The following is a 16,740-nucleotide window of genomic DNA, read 5'->3' as shown; positions in this document are numbered from 1 at the left end:
ATCGCCATGGCGCTACCCCGAATTGGGCAAGTGATAGTGTATCAGATTCGGTAATTTGCGGTTCTGCAAGCTTTCGGCCTGTCGCACCCACTGTGATCCTGGGATCGCAGATTGTTTGGGTGTTATATGGTCAAGCCTCACGGGCAATTAGTACTGGTTAGCTCAACGCCTCACAACGCTTACACACCCAGCCTATCAACGTCGTAGTCTTCGACGGCCCTTCAGGGGGATCGAGTCCCCAGTGAGATCTCATCTTGAGGCGAGTTTCCCGCTTAGATGCTTTCAGCGGTTATCTCTTCCGAACATAGCTACCCGGCAATGCCACTGGCGTGACAACCGGAACACCAGAGGTTCGTCCACTCCGGTCCTCTCGTACTAGGAGCAGCCCCTCTCAAATCTCAAACGTCCACGGCAGATAGGGACCGAACTGTCTCACGACGTTCTAAACCCAGCTCGCGTACCACTTTAAATGGCGAACAGCCATACCCTTGGGACCGGCTTCAGCCCCAGGATGTGATGAGCCGACATCGAGGTGCCAAACACCGCCGTCGATATGAACTCTTGGGCGGTATCAGCCTGTTATCCCCGGAGTACCTTTTATCCGTTGAGCGATGGCCCTTCCATACAGAACCACCGGATCACTAAGACCTACTTTCGTACCTGCTCGACGTGTCTGTCTCGCAGTCAAGCGCGCTTTTGCCTTTATACTCTACGACCGATTTCCGACCGGTCTGAGCGCACCTTCGTACTCCTCCGTTACTCTTTGGGAGGAGACCGCCCCAGTCAAACTACCCACCATACACTGTCCTCGATCCGGATGACGGACCAGAGTTAGAACCTCAAGATTGCCAGGGTGGTATTTCAAGGATGGCTCCACGCGAACTGGCGTCCACGCTTCAAAGCCTCCCACCTATCCTACACAAGCAAGCTCAAAGTCCAGTGCAAAGCTATAGTAAAGGTTCACGGGGTCTTTCCGTCTAGCCGCGGATACACTGCATCTTCACAGCGATTTCAATTTCACTGAGTCTCGGGTGGAGACAGCGCCGCCATCGTTACGCCATTCGTGCAGGTCGGAACTTACCCGACAAGGAATTTCGCTACCTTAGGACCGTTATAGTTACGGCCGCCGTTTACCGGGGCTTCGATCAAGAGCTTCGCTTGCGCTAACCCCATCAATTAACCTTCCGGCACCGGGCAGGCGTCACACCCTATACGTCCACTTTCGTGTTTGCAGAGTGCTGTGTTTTTAATAAACAGTCGCAGCGGCCTGGTATCTTCGACCGGCATGGGCTTACTGAGTAAATCATTCACCCTCACCGGCGCACCTTCTCCCGAAGTTACGGTGCCATTTTGCCTAGTTCCTTCACCCGAGTTCTCTCAAGCGCCTTGGTATTCTCTACCCAACCACCTGTGTCGGTTTGGGGTACGGTTCCTGGTTACCTGAAGCTTAGAAGCTTTTCCTGGAAGCATGGCATCAACCACTTCGTCATCTGAAAGATAACTCGTCATCAGCTCTCGGCCTTAGGATCCCGGATTTACCTAAGATCCCAGCCTACCACCTTAAACTTGGACAACCAACGCCAAGCTGGCCTAGCCTTCTCCGTCCCTCCATCGCAGTAACCAGAAGTACAGGAATATTAACCTGTTTCCCATCGACTACGCTCTTCAGCCTCGCCTTAGGGACCGACTAACCCTGCGTCGATTAACGTTGCGCAGGAACCCTTGGTCTTTCGGCGTGGGTGTTTTTCACACCCATTGTCGTTACTCATGTCAGCATTCGCACTTCTGATACCTCCAGCGAGCTTCTCAACTCACCTTCACAGGCTTACAGAACGCTCCTCTACCGCGCATCTTGCGATGCACCCGCAGCTTCGGTGTGTGGTTTGAGCCCCGTTACATCTTCCGCGCAGGCCGACTCGACTAGTGAGCTATTACGCTTTCTTTAAAGGGTGGCTGCTTCTAAGCCAACCTCCTAGCTGTCTAAGCCTTCCCACATCGTTTACCACTTAACCACAACTTTGGGACCTTAGCTGGCGGTCTGGGTTGTTTCCCTTTTCACGACGGACGTTAGCACCCGCCGTGTGTCTCCCACGCTGACACTTCCAGGTATTCGGAGTTTGCATCGGTTTGGTAAGTCGGGATGACCCCCTAGCCGAAACAGTGCTCTACCCCCTGGAGTGATACGTGAGGCGCTACCTAAATAGCTTTCGAGGAGAACCAGCTATCTCCGAGCTTGATTAGCCTTTCACTCCTATCCACAAGTCATCCCCTACCTTTTCAACGGGAGTGGGTTCGGTCCTCCAGTCAGTGTTACCTAACCTTCAACCTGCTCATGGATAGATCGCCCGGTTTCGGGTCTATACCCAGCGACTAAACGCCCTATTAAGACTCGCTTTCGCTACGCCTCCCCTAATCGGTTAAGCTCGCCACTGAATATAAGTCGCTGACCCATTATACAAAAGGTACGCAGTCACCTAACAAAGTAGGCTCCCACTGCTTGTACGCATACGGTTTCAGGTTCTATTTCACTCCCCTCTCCGGGGTTCTTTTCGCCTTTCCCTCACGGTACTGGTTCACTATCGGTCAGTCAGTAGTATTTAGCCTTGGAGGATGGTCCCCCCATATTCAGACAAAGTTTCTCGTGCTCCGTCCTACTCGATTTCACTTCAAGGATCCTTTCGCGTACGGGGCTATCACCCACTATGGCCGCACTTTCCAGAGCGTTCCGCTAAAATCCAAGAAGCTTAAGGGCTAATCCCCGTTCGCTCGCCACTACTAAGGGAATCTCGGTTGATTTCTGTTCCTCAGGGTACTTAGATGTTTCAGTTCCCCTGGTTCGCCTCTTGCACCTATGTATTCAGTACAAGATACCCGGGTTATCCCGGGTGGGTTTCCCCATTCAGAGATCTCCGGATCAAAGTCTGTTTGCCGACTCCCCGAAGCTTATCGCAGGCTACCACGTCTTTCATCGCCTCTGACTGCCAAGGCATCCACCGTATGCGCTTATTCACTTGACCATATAACCCCAAGCAATCTGGTTATAATCGTGAATTACGACATTCGCCGAAAACTTGCGCTTGAACTCGCAAATTTTACCTTGACCTGAAAAGTGCAGTGAAAACACTCTCCAGTTCAATACTTCTATCACTTACCCAAATTTTTAAAGAACGATTCTGGCGCAAAGACCAGAAATCAATGTTTCATCCTCGAAATCGTCCACCGGACGACAGGGGTAAACACTCATTTCTGAGCTTTCGGCGATAATGGTGGAGCCAAGGAGGATCGAACTCCTGACCTCCTGCGTGCAAAGCAGGCGCTCTCCCAGCTGAGCTATGGCCCCATCTTTCGATCGGCCTGCGCACCACGACAATTGGTGGGTCTGGGCAGATTCGAACTGCCGACCTCACCCTTATCAGGGGTGCGCTCTAACCAACTGAGCTACAGACCCAATCGCCTTTCGCGAGTGAATCAAGCAATTCGTGTGGGAGCTTATGAAGAAGCTGAAGTCTTCGATTAAGGAGGTGATCCAGCCGCAGGTTCCCCTACGGCTACCTTGTTACGACTTCACCCCAGTCATGAATCACTCCGTGGTAACCGTCCCCCCGAAGGTTAGACTAGCTACTTCTGGAGCAACCCACTCCCATGGTGTGACGGGCGGTGTGTACAAGGCCCGGGAACGTATTCACCGTGACATTCTGATTCACGATTACTAGCGATTCCGACTTCACGCAGTCGAGTTGCAGACTGCGATCCGGACTACGATCGGTTTTGTGAGATTAGCTCCACCTCGCGGCTTGGCAACCCTCTGTACCGACCATTGTAGCACGTGTGTAGCCCTGGCCGTAAGGGCCATGATGACTTGACGTCATCCCCACCTTCCTCCGGTTTGTCACCGGCAGTCTCCTTAGAGTGCCCACCATAACGTGCTGGTAACTAAGGACAAGGGTTGCGCTCGTTACGGGACTTAACCCAACATCTCACGACACGAGCTGACGACAGCCATGCAGCACCTGTGTCTGAGTTCCCGAAGGCACCAATCCATCTCTGGAAAGTTCTCAGCATGTCAAGGCCAGGTAAGGTTCTTCGCGTTGCTTCGAATTAAACCACATGCTCCACCGCTTGTGCGGGCCCCCGTCAATTCATTTGAGTTTTAACCTTGCGGCCGTACTCCCCAGGCGGTCAACTTATCGCGTTAGCTTCGCTACTAAGTTCTCAAGGAACCCAACAGCTAGTTGACATCGTTTACGGCGTGGACTACCAGGGTATCTAATCCTGTTTGCTCCCCACGCTTTCGCACCTCAGTGTCAGTATCAGTCCAGGTGGTCGCCTTCGCCACTGGTGTTCCTTCCTATATCTACGCATTTCACCGCTACACAGGAAATTCCACCACCCTCTACCGTACTCTAGCTCAGTAGTTTTGGATGCAGTTCCCAGGTTGAGCCCGGGGCTTTCACATCCAACTTGCTGAACCACCTACGCGCGCTTTACGCCCAGTAATTCCGATTAACGCTTGCACCCTTCGTATTACCGCGGCTGCTGGCACGAAGTTAGCCGGTGCTTATTCTGTTGGTAACGTCAAAACTGCAGGGTATTAGCCGACAGCCCTTCCTCCCAACTTAAAGTGCTTTACAATCCGAAGACCTTCTTCACACACGCGGCATGGCTGGATCAGGCTTTCGCCCATTGTCCAATATTCCCCACTGCTGCCTCCCGTAGGAGTCTGGACCGTGTCTCAGTTCCAGTGTGACTGATCATCCTCTCAGACCAGTTACGGATCGTCGCCTTGGTGAGCCATTACCTCACCAACTAGCTAATCCGACCTAGGCTCATCCGATAGCGTGAGGTCCGAAGATCCCCCACTTTCTCCCGTAGGACGTATGCGGTATTAGCGTTCCTTTCGAAACGTTGTCCCCCACTATCGGGCAGATTCCTAGGCATTACTCACCCGTCCGCCGCTGAATCAGAGTGCAAGCACCCGTCATCCGCTCGACTTGCATGTGTTAGGCCTGCCGCCAGCGTTCAATCTGAGCCATGATCAAACTCTTCAGTTCAAATCAATTCGGGTTTTGAGAAAACCCTAAACTTGGCTCAGCAATCGCAAAAAACTCTCGAATTCACGAGTGTTACTTGTGATGCTGATAATCTTGCGACTGTCAGTCTTACCTCACAAGCACCCACACGAATTGCTTGATTCAACTTGTTAAAGAGCGTTTCGATCGATTCACTCAGCGTTTCCGCTTCGTCTCAACCGAGGCCGCGCATTCTACAGCAGCCTTTCAATCTGTCAAGCGTTTTTCGAAAATTTTCTTTTCGAATCAACCGCTTGCGCTTCAGCGAAGAACTCGACCACCGAAGCGAGGGAGATGAATCATACAGCAACCAGAGCCACTGTCAACATCTCCGAACAACGCGCCTTCAACCCGGAGACTGACGACGCCGCAGGAAAGCAACCCTGCACTTCCACCACCACCCCGATCCAAGCACTTGATTTACAAGGCTTTTCGATCAGCTTGCCGCTGGAAGTGGGGCGCATTATAGAGACATCGGCGGCGACGTCAACGCTTTTTTTGCCCGGATTCACTCGGAACGCAGCGTGACCCGCGCATAGGCCTTCTTGCCTGCCTGACACACGTAGCTATTACCCGGCACAAAGAGGAAGTCGCGATCCACCACGACGCCGTCCACCTTCACGCTGCCTGCATTGAGCATGTCGCGCGCTGTGGCTGCGTTCTTGGCCAGCCCCGCCCTGTTCAGCAACGTCGCCACCAGCATCGACTCGACCGAAACCAGTTCGACTTCCGGCAGATCCTCGGGCAGCTCGCCATCCTTGAGGCGGTTACCCGCGGAGCGATGCGCACTGGCCGCAGCGTCCTCGCCATGGAAGCGCGCCACGATCTCCTCGGCCAGCTTGATCTTGATGTCGCGCGGATTGGCGCCGCGCTTGACATCGCGACGGAATTCGTCGATCTCGCCCATCGGCCGGAAGCTCAGCAGCTCGAAGTAGCGCCACATCAGGGTGTCGGGAATGGACACCAGCTTGCCGTACATGACGCCGGGGGCTTCCTGGATGCCGATGTAGTTACCCAGCGACTTGGACATCTTCTTCACCCCATCCACGCCCTCGAGCAGCGGCATGGTCAGGATGACCTGCGACTCCTGGCCGTAGGCCCGCTGCAGCTCGCGCCCCATCAGCAGGTTGAACTTCTGGTCAGTGCCACCCAGCTCGACGTCAGCGCGCAGCGCCACGGAGTCGTAACCCTGCACCAGCGGATAGAGGAACTCATGGATGGCGATCGACTGGTTGCCGGTGTAGCGCTTGTGGAAGTCGTCGCGCTCGAGCATGCGCGCCACGGTGTACTGCGAGGCCAGGCGGATGAAGTCGGCCGGCGACAGCTGATCCATCCAGGCGGAGTTGAAGGCCACCTCGGTCTTCGCCGGATCGAGGATCTTGAACACCTGAGCCTTGTAGGTCTCGGCATTCTCCAGCACCTGCTCGCGAGTCAGCGGCGGGCGGGTGGCATTCTTGCCACTGGGGTCGCCGATCATCCCGGTGAAGTCACCGATCAGGAAGACCACCTGATGCCCCAGCTCCTGAAACTGGCGCAGCTTGTTGATGAGAACGGTGTGCCCCAGGTGCAGATCCGGCGCGGTCGGATCGAAGCCGGCCTTGATTCGCAGCGGCTGGCCGCGCTGCAGCTTGGCCACCAGTTCCGCCTCGACCAGAATCTCCTCTGCACCGCGCTTGATCAGCGCCAGCTGCTCTTCGACCGACTTCATGAAGCTGCCCATACCGACATGAAAAAAGGGGCAGCCACGATACAAGATCGGACGGAATTTACAAAGTCCGCCCAGCCGCAGCCGGGCAGAGCTCTCAAACCCGACGCGTCACATTGCCTCGAAGATCGTTTGGTTATATTTTAGGCGGTTATTACACCCCAAAGACCCCTACCCACCATGACGGATTCGTCCAGGAACACACCCCCGTACCCGAAGAGCCACCTGCTGGCGGCGAGCGGGATTGCGGCGCTGCTGAGCCTGACCCTGCTGGTGTTTCCCAGCAGCCAGGTAGAAGCCAAGAAGACCCTGCTGCCCCTCGATTTCGAGAACAGCGCCAGCATGCTGGTCGAAGAAAAGGACGCTCCCACCGCCGAACCGGTCACTTCCGCCGATGCCGAAGAGATCGTCCCCAGCCAAGCGGTGGCCAGCGCCCCCGAACCGGAGCAGGCGCGCGAGGTCAAGGTCACTGTCGCCAATGGCGACACCCTGTCCAGCATCTTCGCCAAGGCCGGCCTGCCGGGCGACACCCTGCACGACCTGCTGGGCAGCAGCCGCGAAGCCCGCCAACTGACCCAGATCAAGCCGGGCCAGGTCTTCCACGTCACCCGCGACGAGCAGGGCGGCCTCGAATCCCTGACTTCGCGCCTGAGCCAACTGGAAAGCGTGCATGTCACCCGCACAGCCAAGGGCTTCAGCGTCAAGCGCGAGCTGATCAAGCCGAGCATCCGCCAGGCCTACGCCCATGGCGTGATCGACAGCTCGCTGTTCGCCGCCACCCAGCGCGCCGGCCTCCCGCACCGCCTGGCCATGGACCTGGCGAAGATCTTCGACTATGACATCGACTTCGTCCTCGACCTGCGCGAGGGTGACGAATTCGAGGTGATCTACGAGGAGAAACAGGTCGAGGGCAAGAAAGTCGGCAGCGGCGACATCCTTGCCGCCCGCTTCACCAACCGCGGCAAACTGTACACCGCCGTGCGCTACACCGACCGCCAGGGCAAGCGTACCTATTACCGCGCGGATGGCAGCAGCATGCGCAAGGCCTTCATCCGCACGCCGGTCGACTTCGCCCGGATCAGCTCGCGCTTTTCCAACGGTCGCCGCCACCCGGTGCTGAACAAGATCCGTGCCCACAAGGGGGTCGACTACGCCGCCCCCACCGGTACGCCGATCAAGGCCACAGGCGACGGCAAGGTCATTCTCGCCGGCCGCAAGGGCGGCTACGGCAACACCGTGATCATCCAGCACGGCCAGCGCTACCGTACGCTCTACGCGCACATGAACGGCTTCGCCAAGGGCATGCGCAACGGCAGCCAGGTCAGCCAGGGTCAGGTCATCGGCTATGTCGGCACCACCGGGCTGTCCACCGGACCGCACCTGCACTACGAGTTCCAGGTCAACGGCACGCACGTCGACCCACTGAGCCAGAAGTTGCCGATGGCCGATCCGCTGGCCGGAGCCGAGCGCAAGCGCTTCCTCCAGCAGACCCAGCCCCTGCTGGCCCGCATGGACCAGGAGCGCAACACGCTGCTGGCGCTGAACAGGCAGTAGGCCATGGCGCTCTATATCGGCGTGATGTCCGGCACCAGTCTGGACGGGCTGGACGTCGCCCTGATCGAGCAGGAGCAGACCACCCGCCTGCTGGCCGCCCACTACACGCCCATGCCGGCCGACCTCGGCCGGCAGCTGCTTGAGTTGTGCCGCAGCGGCTCCGACGAGATCGTCCGTGGCGCCCTGGCCGAGCAGCAGTGGGCCGAGCTCGCCGCCCAGGCGATCAGCTTCCTGCTGCTGCAGGAAGGCCTTGACCCTCGGCAGATCCGAGCCATCGGCAGCCACGGCCAGACCGTGCGCCACGAGCCGCAGCGCGGCTTCACCGTGCAGATCGGCAACCCGGCCCTGCTCGCCGAGCTCACCGGCATCAGCGTGGTCGCCGACTTCCGCCGCCGTGACGTCGCCGCAGGCGGCCAGGGAGCGCCGCTGGTACCGGCCTTCCATGCCGCCCTGTTCGGCAGCGAGCGGCCACGCGCCATCCTCAATGTCGGCGGCTTCAGCAACCTGACCCTGCTCGCCCCGCAGCAGCCGGTGCGCGGCTTCGACTGCGGCCCGGGCAACGTGCTGCTGGACGCCTGGATCCAGCGCCAGCACGGCGAGCCCTTCGACCGCGACGGCGCCTGGGCGGCCAGCGGGACGGCGGACCCGGCGCTGCTGCAGCAGTTGCTGGCCGACGACTACTTCAGTCTGCGCGGCCCGAAGAGCACCGGCCGCGAGCGCTTCAACCTCGACTGGCTGCTGGACCAGCTGCAGACGCAGCCGCCAGTGGCAGCAGCCGACGTGCAGGCCACCCTGCTCGAGCTGACCGCACGCAGCATCGCCGCCGCCCTCAAGGACAGCCTGCCGGACGCGGAGGAACTGCTGGTCTGCGGCGGGGGCGCCCACAACCGGCGCCTGATGCAGCGCCTCGCCGAGCTGTTGCCGACCTGCACCGTGGCCGATACCGACAGCCGGGGGCTGCCGGCCGACTGGATCGAGGCGATGGCCTTCGCCTGGCTGGCGCACTGCTGCCTGGAAGGCATCCCGGGCAACTGCCCGGAGGTCACCGGCGCGCGCGGCCGGCGCATCCTCGGCGCCATCTATCCGGCCTGAGGCGCACAAACGAAAACGCCGCGCGAAAGCGCGGCGTCTTACGCTGCGGCGTCCTCAGATCGAGAACGACTGACCGCAACCGCAGGTGGTGCTGGCGTTGGGGTTCTTGATCACGAAGCGCGAGCCTTCCAGGCCTTCCTGGTAGTCCACCTCGGCGCCCGCCAGATACTGGAAGCTCATCGGGTCGACCACCAGGCTGACGCCGTCGCGCTCGACTACGGTATCGTCCTCGGCCTGCTCCTCGTCGAAGGTGAAGCCGTACTGGAAGCCCGAGCAGCCACCGCCGGTGACGAATACCCGCAGCTTGAGGCGGGGATTGCCCTCCTCCTCGATCAGACTCTTCACCTTGTTGGCCGCCCCCTGAGTGAACTGCAGCGGGGTGGGGGTGAAGGTTTCAATGCTCATGTCCGGAACTCCAGGCGCGTGGCCGTCTTGCAGCACAGTGGCGCGCATTATCGCTCACCGAGCGGAACGGTCAACTATTCTGCCGCGGCCTTGGCCGCAAGCGGTGGGCGCAGCCCAGGCTGCGCATCGGTTTGTCGATCAAGACGCCTACTGCAGCTCGGCCCAGCGGAAACTGCGCTCCAGCGGCAGGCGCTGCCCCTTGACCCGGGCCCGCAGCCGCACTTCGAGCGGCTCGAAGCCTTCGGGCAATACCAGTTCGGCGAACTGCCCGCCCTCGGGAATCGCCTGGAAATGGCGGAAGGCGAACGGCAGCCCCTCGGCGGGCACCGTCTCGGCCAGCGTCGTCAAGGACAGGTTGCGGCTGCGACCGCCCTGGCGACCGCGCAGCTCGACCAGCAGGGTGCCCTCCAGCGGTCGCTCGTCCGGACCGACCCGGCTGAGCAGGATCTGGAAGCGGAAGCGGCGCGGATCGTCGGTACTCTGCAGCTGGAAGGCGCGGATGCGCAAGCCCTCGCGGCGGCTGTCCGGGGCCAGCACCTCCTTGTAGGTGGCCAGCTCCTGCTGCAGCTGGAACACCTGCTCCTCCAGCAGCTTGATGGTCTGCCGGTTCTGCTCGCCGGCCTGGCGAGCCAGCTGTTCCCCGCTCTCCATCACCGCCAGCTGGCGGCGCAACTGCTCCAGCTCGACCGTGCGCAACTGCAGCTGCTCGGCCTGCACGCGGGCCTGCTCGAGACGCACGGCGAGCTGGCGCTGGCTCTGCCAGTGTCCCGCGTAGAACGCCGCCGGCAGCGCCAGCAGCAGCGCGAGGGGCGCCAGGCGCCGCATGGCGGCCCCCGGAGCGCCCCCGCGCCAGGAGTCCATCAGGGCAGCAGCGCCGCGTGCGACAGACCCATCCGCTCGTCGAGGCCGAACAGGATGTTCATGTCCTGCACCGCCTGACCGGAGGCGCCCTTGACCAGGTTGTCGATCACCGACAGCACCACCACCAGGTCGCCGTCCTGCGGCCGGTGCACGGCGATGCGGCAGACGTTGGCGCCGCGCACGCTGCGGGTTTCCGGATGGCTGCCGGCCGGCATCACGTCGACGAACGGCTCGCCGGCGTAGCGCTGCTCGAACAGCGCCTGCAGGTCGACGCTGCGGTCGGCCACGCGCGCGTAGAGGGTGGCATGGATGCCGCGGATCATCGGCGTCAGGTGCGGCACGAAGGTCAGGCCGACCTCGCCGCCGGCAGCGCGGCGCAGGCCCTGGCGGATCTCCGGCAGGTGGCGGTGGCCCTTGACCGAGTAAGCCTTCATGCTCTCGCCGGCCTCGCAGAGCAGCGAGCCGACGCTGGCGCCGCGGCCGGCACCGCTGACCCCGGACTTGCAGTCGGCGATCAGGCTGGAAGCGTCGGCCAGACCGGCTTCCAGCAGCGGGATCAGGCCGAGCTGGGTGGCGGTCGGGTAGCAGCCCGGCACGGCGATCAGGCGCGCGCCCTTGATCGCCTCGCGGTTGACCTCGGGCAGGCCGTAGACGGCTTCCGGGAGCAGCGCCGGCGCGCCGTGGGGCTGGCCGTACCACCGGGCCCATTCCTCGGCATCCTGCAGGCGGAAGTCGGCGGACAGGTCGATCACCCGGGTGCCGGTGGCCAGCAGCTCGCCGGCCAGGGCATGGGCGACGCCGTGCGGGGTGGCGAAGAACACCACGTCGCAGGCGCCCAGGCGCGCCACGTCCGGCACGCTGAAGCGCAGCTCGTCGTAGTGACCGCGCAGGTTGGGGTACATGTCGGCGACGCGCACGCCCTCCTCCGAGCGCGAGGTGATCACCTCCACCTGCGCCTGCGGATGCTGGGCCAGCAGACGCAGCAACTCCACACCGGTGTACCCGGTACCCCCAACAATGCCGACCTTGATCATCTCGTGTCCCCGCAGGCCATCTGTGGAAAATATAGTGCGCCATGATAAGGCCGCGGCCCGGCCCGGCCAACCGCGGGATGACGGGGCGCCCGCGCTGCGACTACCATCGGCGCCGATCTCACGCAAAAGGACTCCCGCATGCTCTACCTGTGGCTCAAGGCCCTGCACATCATCGCCGTCGTCTGCTGGTTCGCCGGCCTGTTCTACCTGCCGCGCCTGTTCGTCTACCACGCGATGAGCGAGGACGCGCCGAGCCGCGAGCGCTTCTGCGTGATGGAGCGCAAGCTGTACCGCGGCATCATGACCCCGTCGATCATCGCCACCCTGGTGTTCGGCATCTGGATGCTGGTGCTCAACCCCGGCCTGTTCGCCGGCGGCGGCTGGCTGCACGCCAAGCTGACCCTGGTGGCCCTGCTGATCGGCTACCATCACTGGTGCGGTGCCCTGCTCAAGCGCTTCGCCCGCGGCGAGAACCGCCACGGCCACGTGTTCTACCGCTGGTTCAACGAGGTGCCGGTGCTGTTTCTGCTGGCCATCGTCATCCTGGTGGTGGTCAAGCCGTTCTGAGGCCTGCCAGCGGCGCCCGCTCGGGGGTACACTGCGCGCCCCGCGCCACCGGCGCCCGGCCATGGAGACCCCGAATGCCCCGTTATGCCCTGATCACCGGCGCGTCCAGCGGCATCGGCCTGGCCCTGGCCGAAGCCCTGGCGCGCCGCGGGCACGCCCTGATCCTGGTCGCCCGCGAGCGCCCGGCGCTGGAAAGCATCGCCTGCGAGCTGAGCCAGCGCTTCGGCGTCGAGGTGATGTTCCGCGTCTGCGACCTGACCGAGCCGCTGCAGCTGTCCGGCCTGCTCTACGAGCTGGAGCAGTGCGACTACCAGATCGAGCTGCTGGTCAACAACGCCGGCGCCGCCTGCGCCGGCAGCTTCCTCGAGCAGGACTGGCAGCGCGAGCGCAAGCTGCTGGAACTCAACGTGTTCGCCCTGTCGCGCCTGTGCCACGCCCTCGGCAACGCCATGGCCCGCCGCGGCGGCGGGCAGATCCTCAACGTCGCCTCGCTGGCCGCGTTCCAGCCGGGTCCCTGGCTGAGCAGCTACTACGCCAGCAAGGCCTTCGTCCTGCACTTCTCCGAGGCCCTCGGCGAGGAGCTGCGCGGGCTCGGCGTGCAGGTCGCAGCGCTGTGCCCCGGCCCGGTGCGCACACCGTTCTGGCGCAACGCGCGCCTGGACATGCGCCCGCTGAAGAACAGCCCCTGGCTGATGAACGCCGAGCAACTGGCCCTGCTGGCCCTGCAGGGACTGGACCGCGGCCAGACGGTGATCGTGCCCGGCTGGCGCAACCGCCTGCTGGCGATCGCCGCCCAGCTCGCCCCGCGGGCGCTGGCGCGACGCCTGGCGGCCCGCCTCAACCGGCGCCTGCTGCCGCACTAGTCGGCACGCACCGTGCGCTCGGCTGCCCAGGCGCGCAGCGCCGCCAGCTCCTCGGCCATCACCACCGACAGCGGGGCGGTCTGCTGCAGGGTGGCGAGCAGCAGCGCCTGATCCACCGCACACTGCCGGGCCTGCGCCGCATACAGGGCGCTGACCACCGCCTGCTCGATCTCCGCCCCGGAAAATCCCGTGCTGGCCGCGGCCAGCAGCGCCAGGTCGAACTGCTCCGGCGCCAGCTCGCGGCGCGCCAGGTGGATGCGGAAGATCTCGGCGCGCGCCGCCTCGGCGGGCAGGTCGACGAAGAACAGCTCGTCGAAGCGCCCCTTGCGCACCAGCTCCGGCGGCAGCCGGTGGATGGCGTTGGCGGTGGCGACCAGGAACACCGGCGCCCTGCGCTCGGCCATCCAGGTCAGCAGGGTGCCGAGCACCCGCTGGCTGACCCCGCCGTCGTGCTCGCCGCTGGCCAGCCCCTTCTCGATCTCGTCCATCCACAGCACGCAGGGCGCCATCTGCTCGGCCATCCTCAGCGCCTCGCGCAGGTTGCGTTCGGTTTCGCCGAAGTACTTGTTGTACAGGCAGGCGAAGTCCAGGCGCAGCAGCGGCAGGCCCCACAGCCCGGCCACCGCCTTGGCCGCCAGACTCTTGCCGCCGCCCTGCACGCCGACCAGCAGCACGCCGCGCGGCCGGTCGGCCGCTGCGGCGGCGAAGAAGGCATCGCGGCGCTCGCCCAGCCAGCGCTTGAGGTTGTCCAGGCCGCCGACGTCGGCGAAACGCGCGGTCTCGTACTCGAAGCCGAGCACGCCGTCCATGTCCAGCAGCTGGAAACGCGCACGATTGAGCTCGGGCAGATCGTCCTGGGTGATGGCGCCGTCGTTGCAGATCACGTTGCGCGCCAAGAGGCGCGCCTCGGCATGGGCCAGGCCGCGCAGGTTCTTCACCAGCTGCTGCAGGGTGCGGTTGTCGGTACGTACCCGCGCGCCCTGGTTGCGCTCGCTCCAGCGCTGCGCTTCCTCGCGGACGATGGCCAGCAGCTCGTCCTCGCCGGGCAGCGCCAGGCTGAAGCGCGCCGCCAGGCGCTGCAGCTCGGCCGGCAGCTTGAGCGCATGGGACACCAGCACCAGGGTCGGCCCCGGCTGCCCGGCGGCCATCGCCACCTCCTTGAGCAGACGCACCAGGCGCGGGTTGTCGCCGAGAAACGGATGCAGGTCGCAGAACACGTAGAGGTTGGCGTGCGGATCGGCCTTGACCAGGCGCAGCGCCACCTCCGGCTCGCGGCTGTCGCCCTCGCCGAGCGGTTCGCCGCCGAAGCCCAGGCGCTGCACGCCCTCGGTCACCGACCACAGGTACAGCCCGAGGCCGCGGCGGACCGCCAGGCCGCTGAGGGTTTCCAGCACGCGCGGCTCGTCCCAGGACTCGACGACGATCAGGCGCACACGCGAGTCGAGCACCAGGCCCAGGTCATGGATATCGTTCTTCACACGGACTCCTTGTGGGGTGGGCGGCGGCGGGCGCAGCCGGTAAACTCGGCCCATCCGCAACCAATGGAGAGACGCCTGTGGACTGCCTGTTCTGCAAGATCGTCAACGGCGACATTCCGGCGCGCAAGCTCTACGAGGACGACCAGGTGGTCGCCTTCCACGACATCGCTCCGCAGGCGCCGGTGCATTTTCTCGTGATTCCGAAAAAGCACATAGCCACCCTTCACGATATCGGCGAAGAGGACAAGGCGCTGCTCGGCCACATCGTCCACACCGCCCAGCGTCTGGCCCGCGAGCAGGGCTGCGAGGAAGGCTTCCGCGTGGTGATGAACTGCAACGAGCAGGGCGGCCAGACCGTCTACCACATCCACATGCACGTGCTCGGCCAGCGTCAGATGCACTGGCCGCCGGGCTGATCGCACGCCCCCCTGATCCCGCGCAAGCCCGCCCGTACCGGCTTGCGCCAGACTTGCCGCCGTCGCCATTGCCGGAGGTCGCCATGACCAGCCAACGCCACTACTCCCCGGCCGATCGCCTGCTGCAGCAGGCCGACGCCGCCCTGCGCACCCTGCTGCCGTTCAGCGGCCAGCCGGGCCGCCCCTCGCCCGCCCGGAACAAGGACGAGGTCGAGCTCAACGAGGCCGAGGCCAAGCACGTCTGTGGCCTGATGCGCATCAACCACACCGGCGAGGTGTGCGCCCAGGCGCTCTACCAGGGCCAGGCGCTGACCGCGAAACTGCCGCAGGTGCGCCAGGCCATGGAGCAGGCCGCCGACGAGGAGATCGACCACCTGGCCTGGTGCGAGCAGCGCATCCGCGAACTGGGCGGCCGGCCCAGCCTGCTCAACCCGCTGTTCTACGGCCTGTCGTTCGGCATCGGCGCCGCCGCCGGGCTGGTCAGCGACCGGGTCAGCCTGGGCTTCGTCGCCGCCACCGAGGACCAGGTGGTCAAGCACCTCGACGAGCACCTGGCCCAGCTGCCGCCGGGCGATGCGCGCTCGCAGGCGATCCTCGAGCAGATGCGCGTGGACGAGCTGCAGCACGCCACCACCGCGCTGGATGCCGGCGGCCTGCGCTTCCCGGCGCCGGTCAAGGCCGGCATGACCCTGCTGTCCAGGGTGATGACCAAGGCTACCTACCGCCTCTGAAGCCGTAAGCCAAAAACGCGAAAGGGCACCCGAGGGTGCCCTTTCTGCTGCTGCGCGGCGATCTCAGTGCGGCATGTTGCGGCCGTAGAAGATCTCCAGCATCTCGTGACGCACACGCTCTTCCACCTGGGCGCGCTGCTCGGCGGAGAGGTTGTTGGTGGCGTCGCCGAACAGGTAGTTGTCCAGATCGAAGTCCTTGAGCAGCATCTTGGTGTGGAACAGGTTCTCCTGGTACACGTTGACGTCGGTCATCTGGTACGCCTCCTTGGTGTCGTCGGAGAGGTACTTCTGGATCGAGTTGATCTCGTGGTCGATGAAGTGCTTCCTGCCCTCCACGTCGCGGGTGAAGCCGCGCACGCGGTAGTCGACGGTGACGATGTCCGAGTCGAACGAGTGGATCAGGTAGTTGAGCGCCTTCAGCGGCGAGATCACCCCGCAGGTCGACACGTCGATGTCGACACGGAAGGTGGCGATGCCTTCCACCGGATGGATCTCCGGATAGGTGTGCACCGTGATGTGGCTCTTGTCCAGGTGGGCCAGGATGGTTTCCTTGAGCGGACCCGGCGACTCCTCGATCTGGCTGTCGGTGGGCTCCACCGGCTGCTCGGAGATCAGGATGGTCACGCTGGCGCCCTGCGGATCGTAGTCCTGGCGGGCGATGTTGAGGATGTTGGCGCCGATGATCTCGACCACATCGGTGAGGATCTGCGTCAGGCGCTCGGCATCGTAGACCTCGTCGATGTACTGGACGTAGGCCTGCTGGTCTTCCGGCGTCTCGGCGTAGCAGATGTCGTAGATGTTGAAGCTCAAGGTCTTGGTCAGGTTGTTGAACCCATGGAGCTTGAGTTTGCTTTTCATCACCGTCGGTAACTCCCCAGGTGTATGCGGCGTTGCCGCGGTTATGGCATGCCCGTCAGCGGCGCGCGGCAGCTGCGTAGGACGGCTTGCACCTCTTCGCCAAGGCG

General features: G+C 63.0%; 12 protein-coding genes, 2 tRNA genes and 2 rRNA genes. 6 read left to right on the top strand and 10 right to left on the bottom strand.

Annotated elements, in window-relative coordinates; genetic code table 11:
- Window positions 1-126: 126 nt before the first annotated feature.
- From SK095_RS16370 to tyrS, 5 genes are all read right to left on the bottom strand, one after another.
- Window positions 127-3,017, bottom strand: a 23S ribosomal RNA gene (locus tag SK095_RS16370).
- A gap of 247 nt (window positions 3,018-3,264) precedes the next feature.
- A tRNA-Ala gene (locus tag SK095_RS16365) sits at window positions 3,265-3,340 on the bottom strand.
- A gap of 31 nt (window positions 3,341-3,371) precedes the next feature.
- Window positions 3,372-3,448: transfer RNA gene (locus SK095_RS16360), tRNA-Ile, on the bottom strand.
- Window positions 3,449-3,514: 66 nt separating this feature from the next.
- Window positions 3,515-5,051, bottom strand: a 16S ribosomal RNA gene (locus SK095_RS16355).
- The 16S and 23S rRNA genes sit together here with 2 tRNA genes alongside, the layout of an rRNA operon.
- A gap of 526 nt (window positions 5,052-5,577) precedes the next feature.
- Window positions 5,578-6,777, bottom strand: a complete 1,200-nt coding sequence (tyrS, locus tag SK095_RS16350) for a tyrosine--tRNA ligase (RefSeq protein WP_320546860.1) — start codon at window positions 6,775-6,777, stop codon at window positions 5,578-5,580.
- Window positions 6,778-6,954: 177 nt separating this feature from the next.
- On the opposite strand from tyrS, the gene SK095_RS16345 reads away from it, so the two are divergent.
- Both SK095_RS16345 and SK095_RS16340 read left to right on the top strand, forming a co-directional pair.
- Window positions 6,955-8,328: a peptidoglycan DD-metalloendopeptidase family protein gene (locus SK095_RS16345; RefSeq protein WP_320546859.1), complete on the top strand. Its 1,374-nt coding sequence runs from the start codon at window positions 6,955-6,957 to the stop codon at window positions 8,326-8,328.
- Between the two features lie 3 nt (window positions 8,329-8,331).
- Window positions 8,332-9,420 (top strand): anhydro-N-acetylmuramic acid kinase, encoded by a 1,089-nt coding sequence (locus SK095_RS16340; RefSeq protein WP_320546858.1) that lies wholly within the window; start codon window positions 8,332-8,334, stop codon window positions 9,418-9,420.
- A 54-nt stretch (window positions 9,421-9,474) separates the two neighbouring features.
- Here SK095_RS16340 and erpA read toward each other — a convergent pair whose 3' ends face one another.
- The 3 genes from erpA to argC all read right to left on the bottom strand — a co-directional run bounded on the left by erpA (window position 9,475) and on the right by argC (window position 11,720).
- On the bottom strand, window positions 9,475-9,825 hold the full coding sequence (erpA, locus tag SK095_RS16335; protein ID WP_136491579.1) for an iron-sulfur cluster insertion protein ErpA: 351 nt from the start codon (window positions 9,823-9,825) through the stop codon (window positions 9,475-9,477).
- 147 nt (window positions 9,826-9,972) lie between these two features.
- Window positions 9,973-10,650 (bottom strand): DUF6776 family protein, encoded by a 678-nt coding sequence (locus SK095_RS16330; RefSeq protein ID WP_136491580.1) that lies wholly within the window; start codon window positions 10,648-10,650, stop codon window positions 9,973-9,975.
- A 35-nt stretch (window positions 10,651-10,685) separates the two neighbouring features.
- On the bottom strand, window positions 10,686-11,720 hold the full coding sequence (gene argC, locus SK095_RS16325) for an N-acetyl-gamma-glutamyl-phosphate reductase (RefSeq protein ID WP_320546857.1): 1,035 nt from the start codon (window positions 11,718-11,720) through the stop codon (window positions 10,686-10,688).
- A gap of 138 nt (window positions 11,721-11,858) precedes the next feature.
- Here argC and hemJ point away from each other — a divergent pair, with 138 nt between their 5' ends.
- A complete protein-coding gene (hemJ, locus tag SK095_RS16320; protein ID WP_136491582.1) occupies window positions 11,859-12,287 on the top strand; it encodes a protoporphyrinogen oxidase HemJ in 429 nt (142 codons plus the stop codon).
- Window positions 12,288-12,361: 74 nt separating this feature from the next.
- Complete coding sequence (locus SK095_RS16315) at window positions 12,362-13,150, top strand: SDR family NAD(P)-dependent oxidoreductase (RefSeq protein WP_201487226.1); 789 nt, start codon at window positions 12,362-12,364, stop codon at window positions 13,148-13,150.
- Here SK095_RS16315 and SK095_RS16310 read toward each other — a convergent pair.
- The gene (locus SK095_RS16310; RefSeq protein WP_320546856.1) at window positions 13,147-14,628 is read right to left on the bottom strand and encodes an AAA family ATPase; all 1,482 of its coding nucleotides are present in this window, start codon (window positions 14,626-14,628) and stop codon (window positions 13,147-13,149) included. The genes SK095_RS16315 and SK095_RS16310 overlap by 4 nt on opposite strands.
- Window positions 14,629-14,705: 77 nt before the next feature.
- On the opposite strand from SK095_RS16310, the gene SK095_RS16305 reads away from it, so the two are divergent.
- Together SK095_RS16305 and coq7 are read left to right on the top strand one after the other, a co-directional pair.
- Window positions 14,706-15,044, top strand: a complete 339-nt coding sequence (locus SK095_RS16305; RefSeq protein ID WP_136489556.1) for a histidine triad nucleotide-binding protein — start codon at window positions 14,706-14,708, stop codon at window positions 15,042-15,044.
- An 83-nt stretch (window positions 15,045-15,127) separates the two neighbouring features.
- Window positions 15,128-15,775 carry a 2-polyprenyl-3-methyl-6-methoxy-1,4-benzoquinone monooxygenase gene (gene coq7, locus SK095_RS16300; protein ID WP_136489557.1) on the top strand — a complete coding sequence of 216 codons (648 nt, stop codon included), beginning with the start codon at window positions 15,128-15,130 and terminating at the stop codon, window positions 15,773-15,775.
- 63 nt (window positions 15,776-15,838) lie between these two features.
- On the opposite strand, the gene speD is transcribed toward coq7, so the two are convergent.
- Window positions 15,839-16,633 (bottom strand): adenosylmethionine decarboxylase, encoded by a 795-nt coding sequence (gene speD / locus SK095_RS16295; protein ID WP_136489558.1) that lies wholly within the window; start codon window positions 16,631-16,633, stop codon window positions 15,839-15,841.
- Window positions 16,634-16,740: the final 107 nt, after the last annotated feature.

Origin of the sequence: Pseudomonas sp. AN-1, from assembly GCF_034057115.1 — a bacterium.
GTDB lineage: Bacteria > Pseudomonadota > Gammaproteobacteria > Pseudomonadales > Pseudomonadaceae > Geopseudomonas.
The sequence above is the reverse complement of the archived record's forward strand: the minus strand, read 5'-3'. Positions and strand labels throughout refer to the sequence as shown.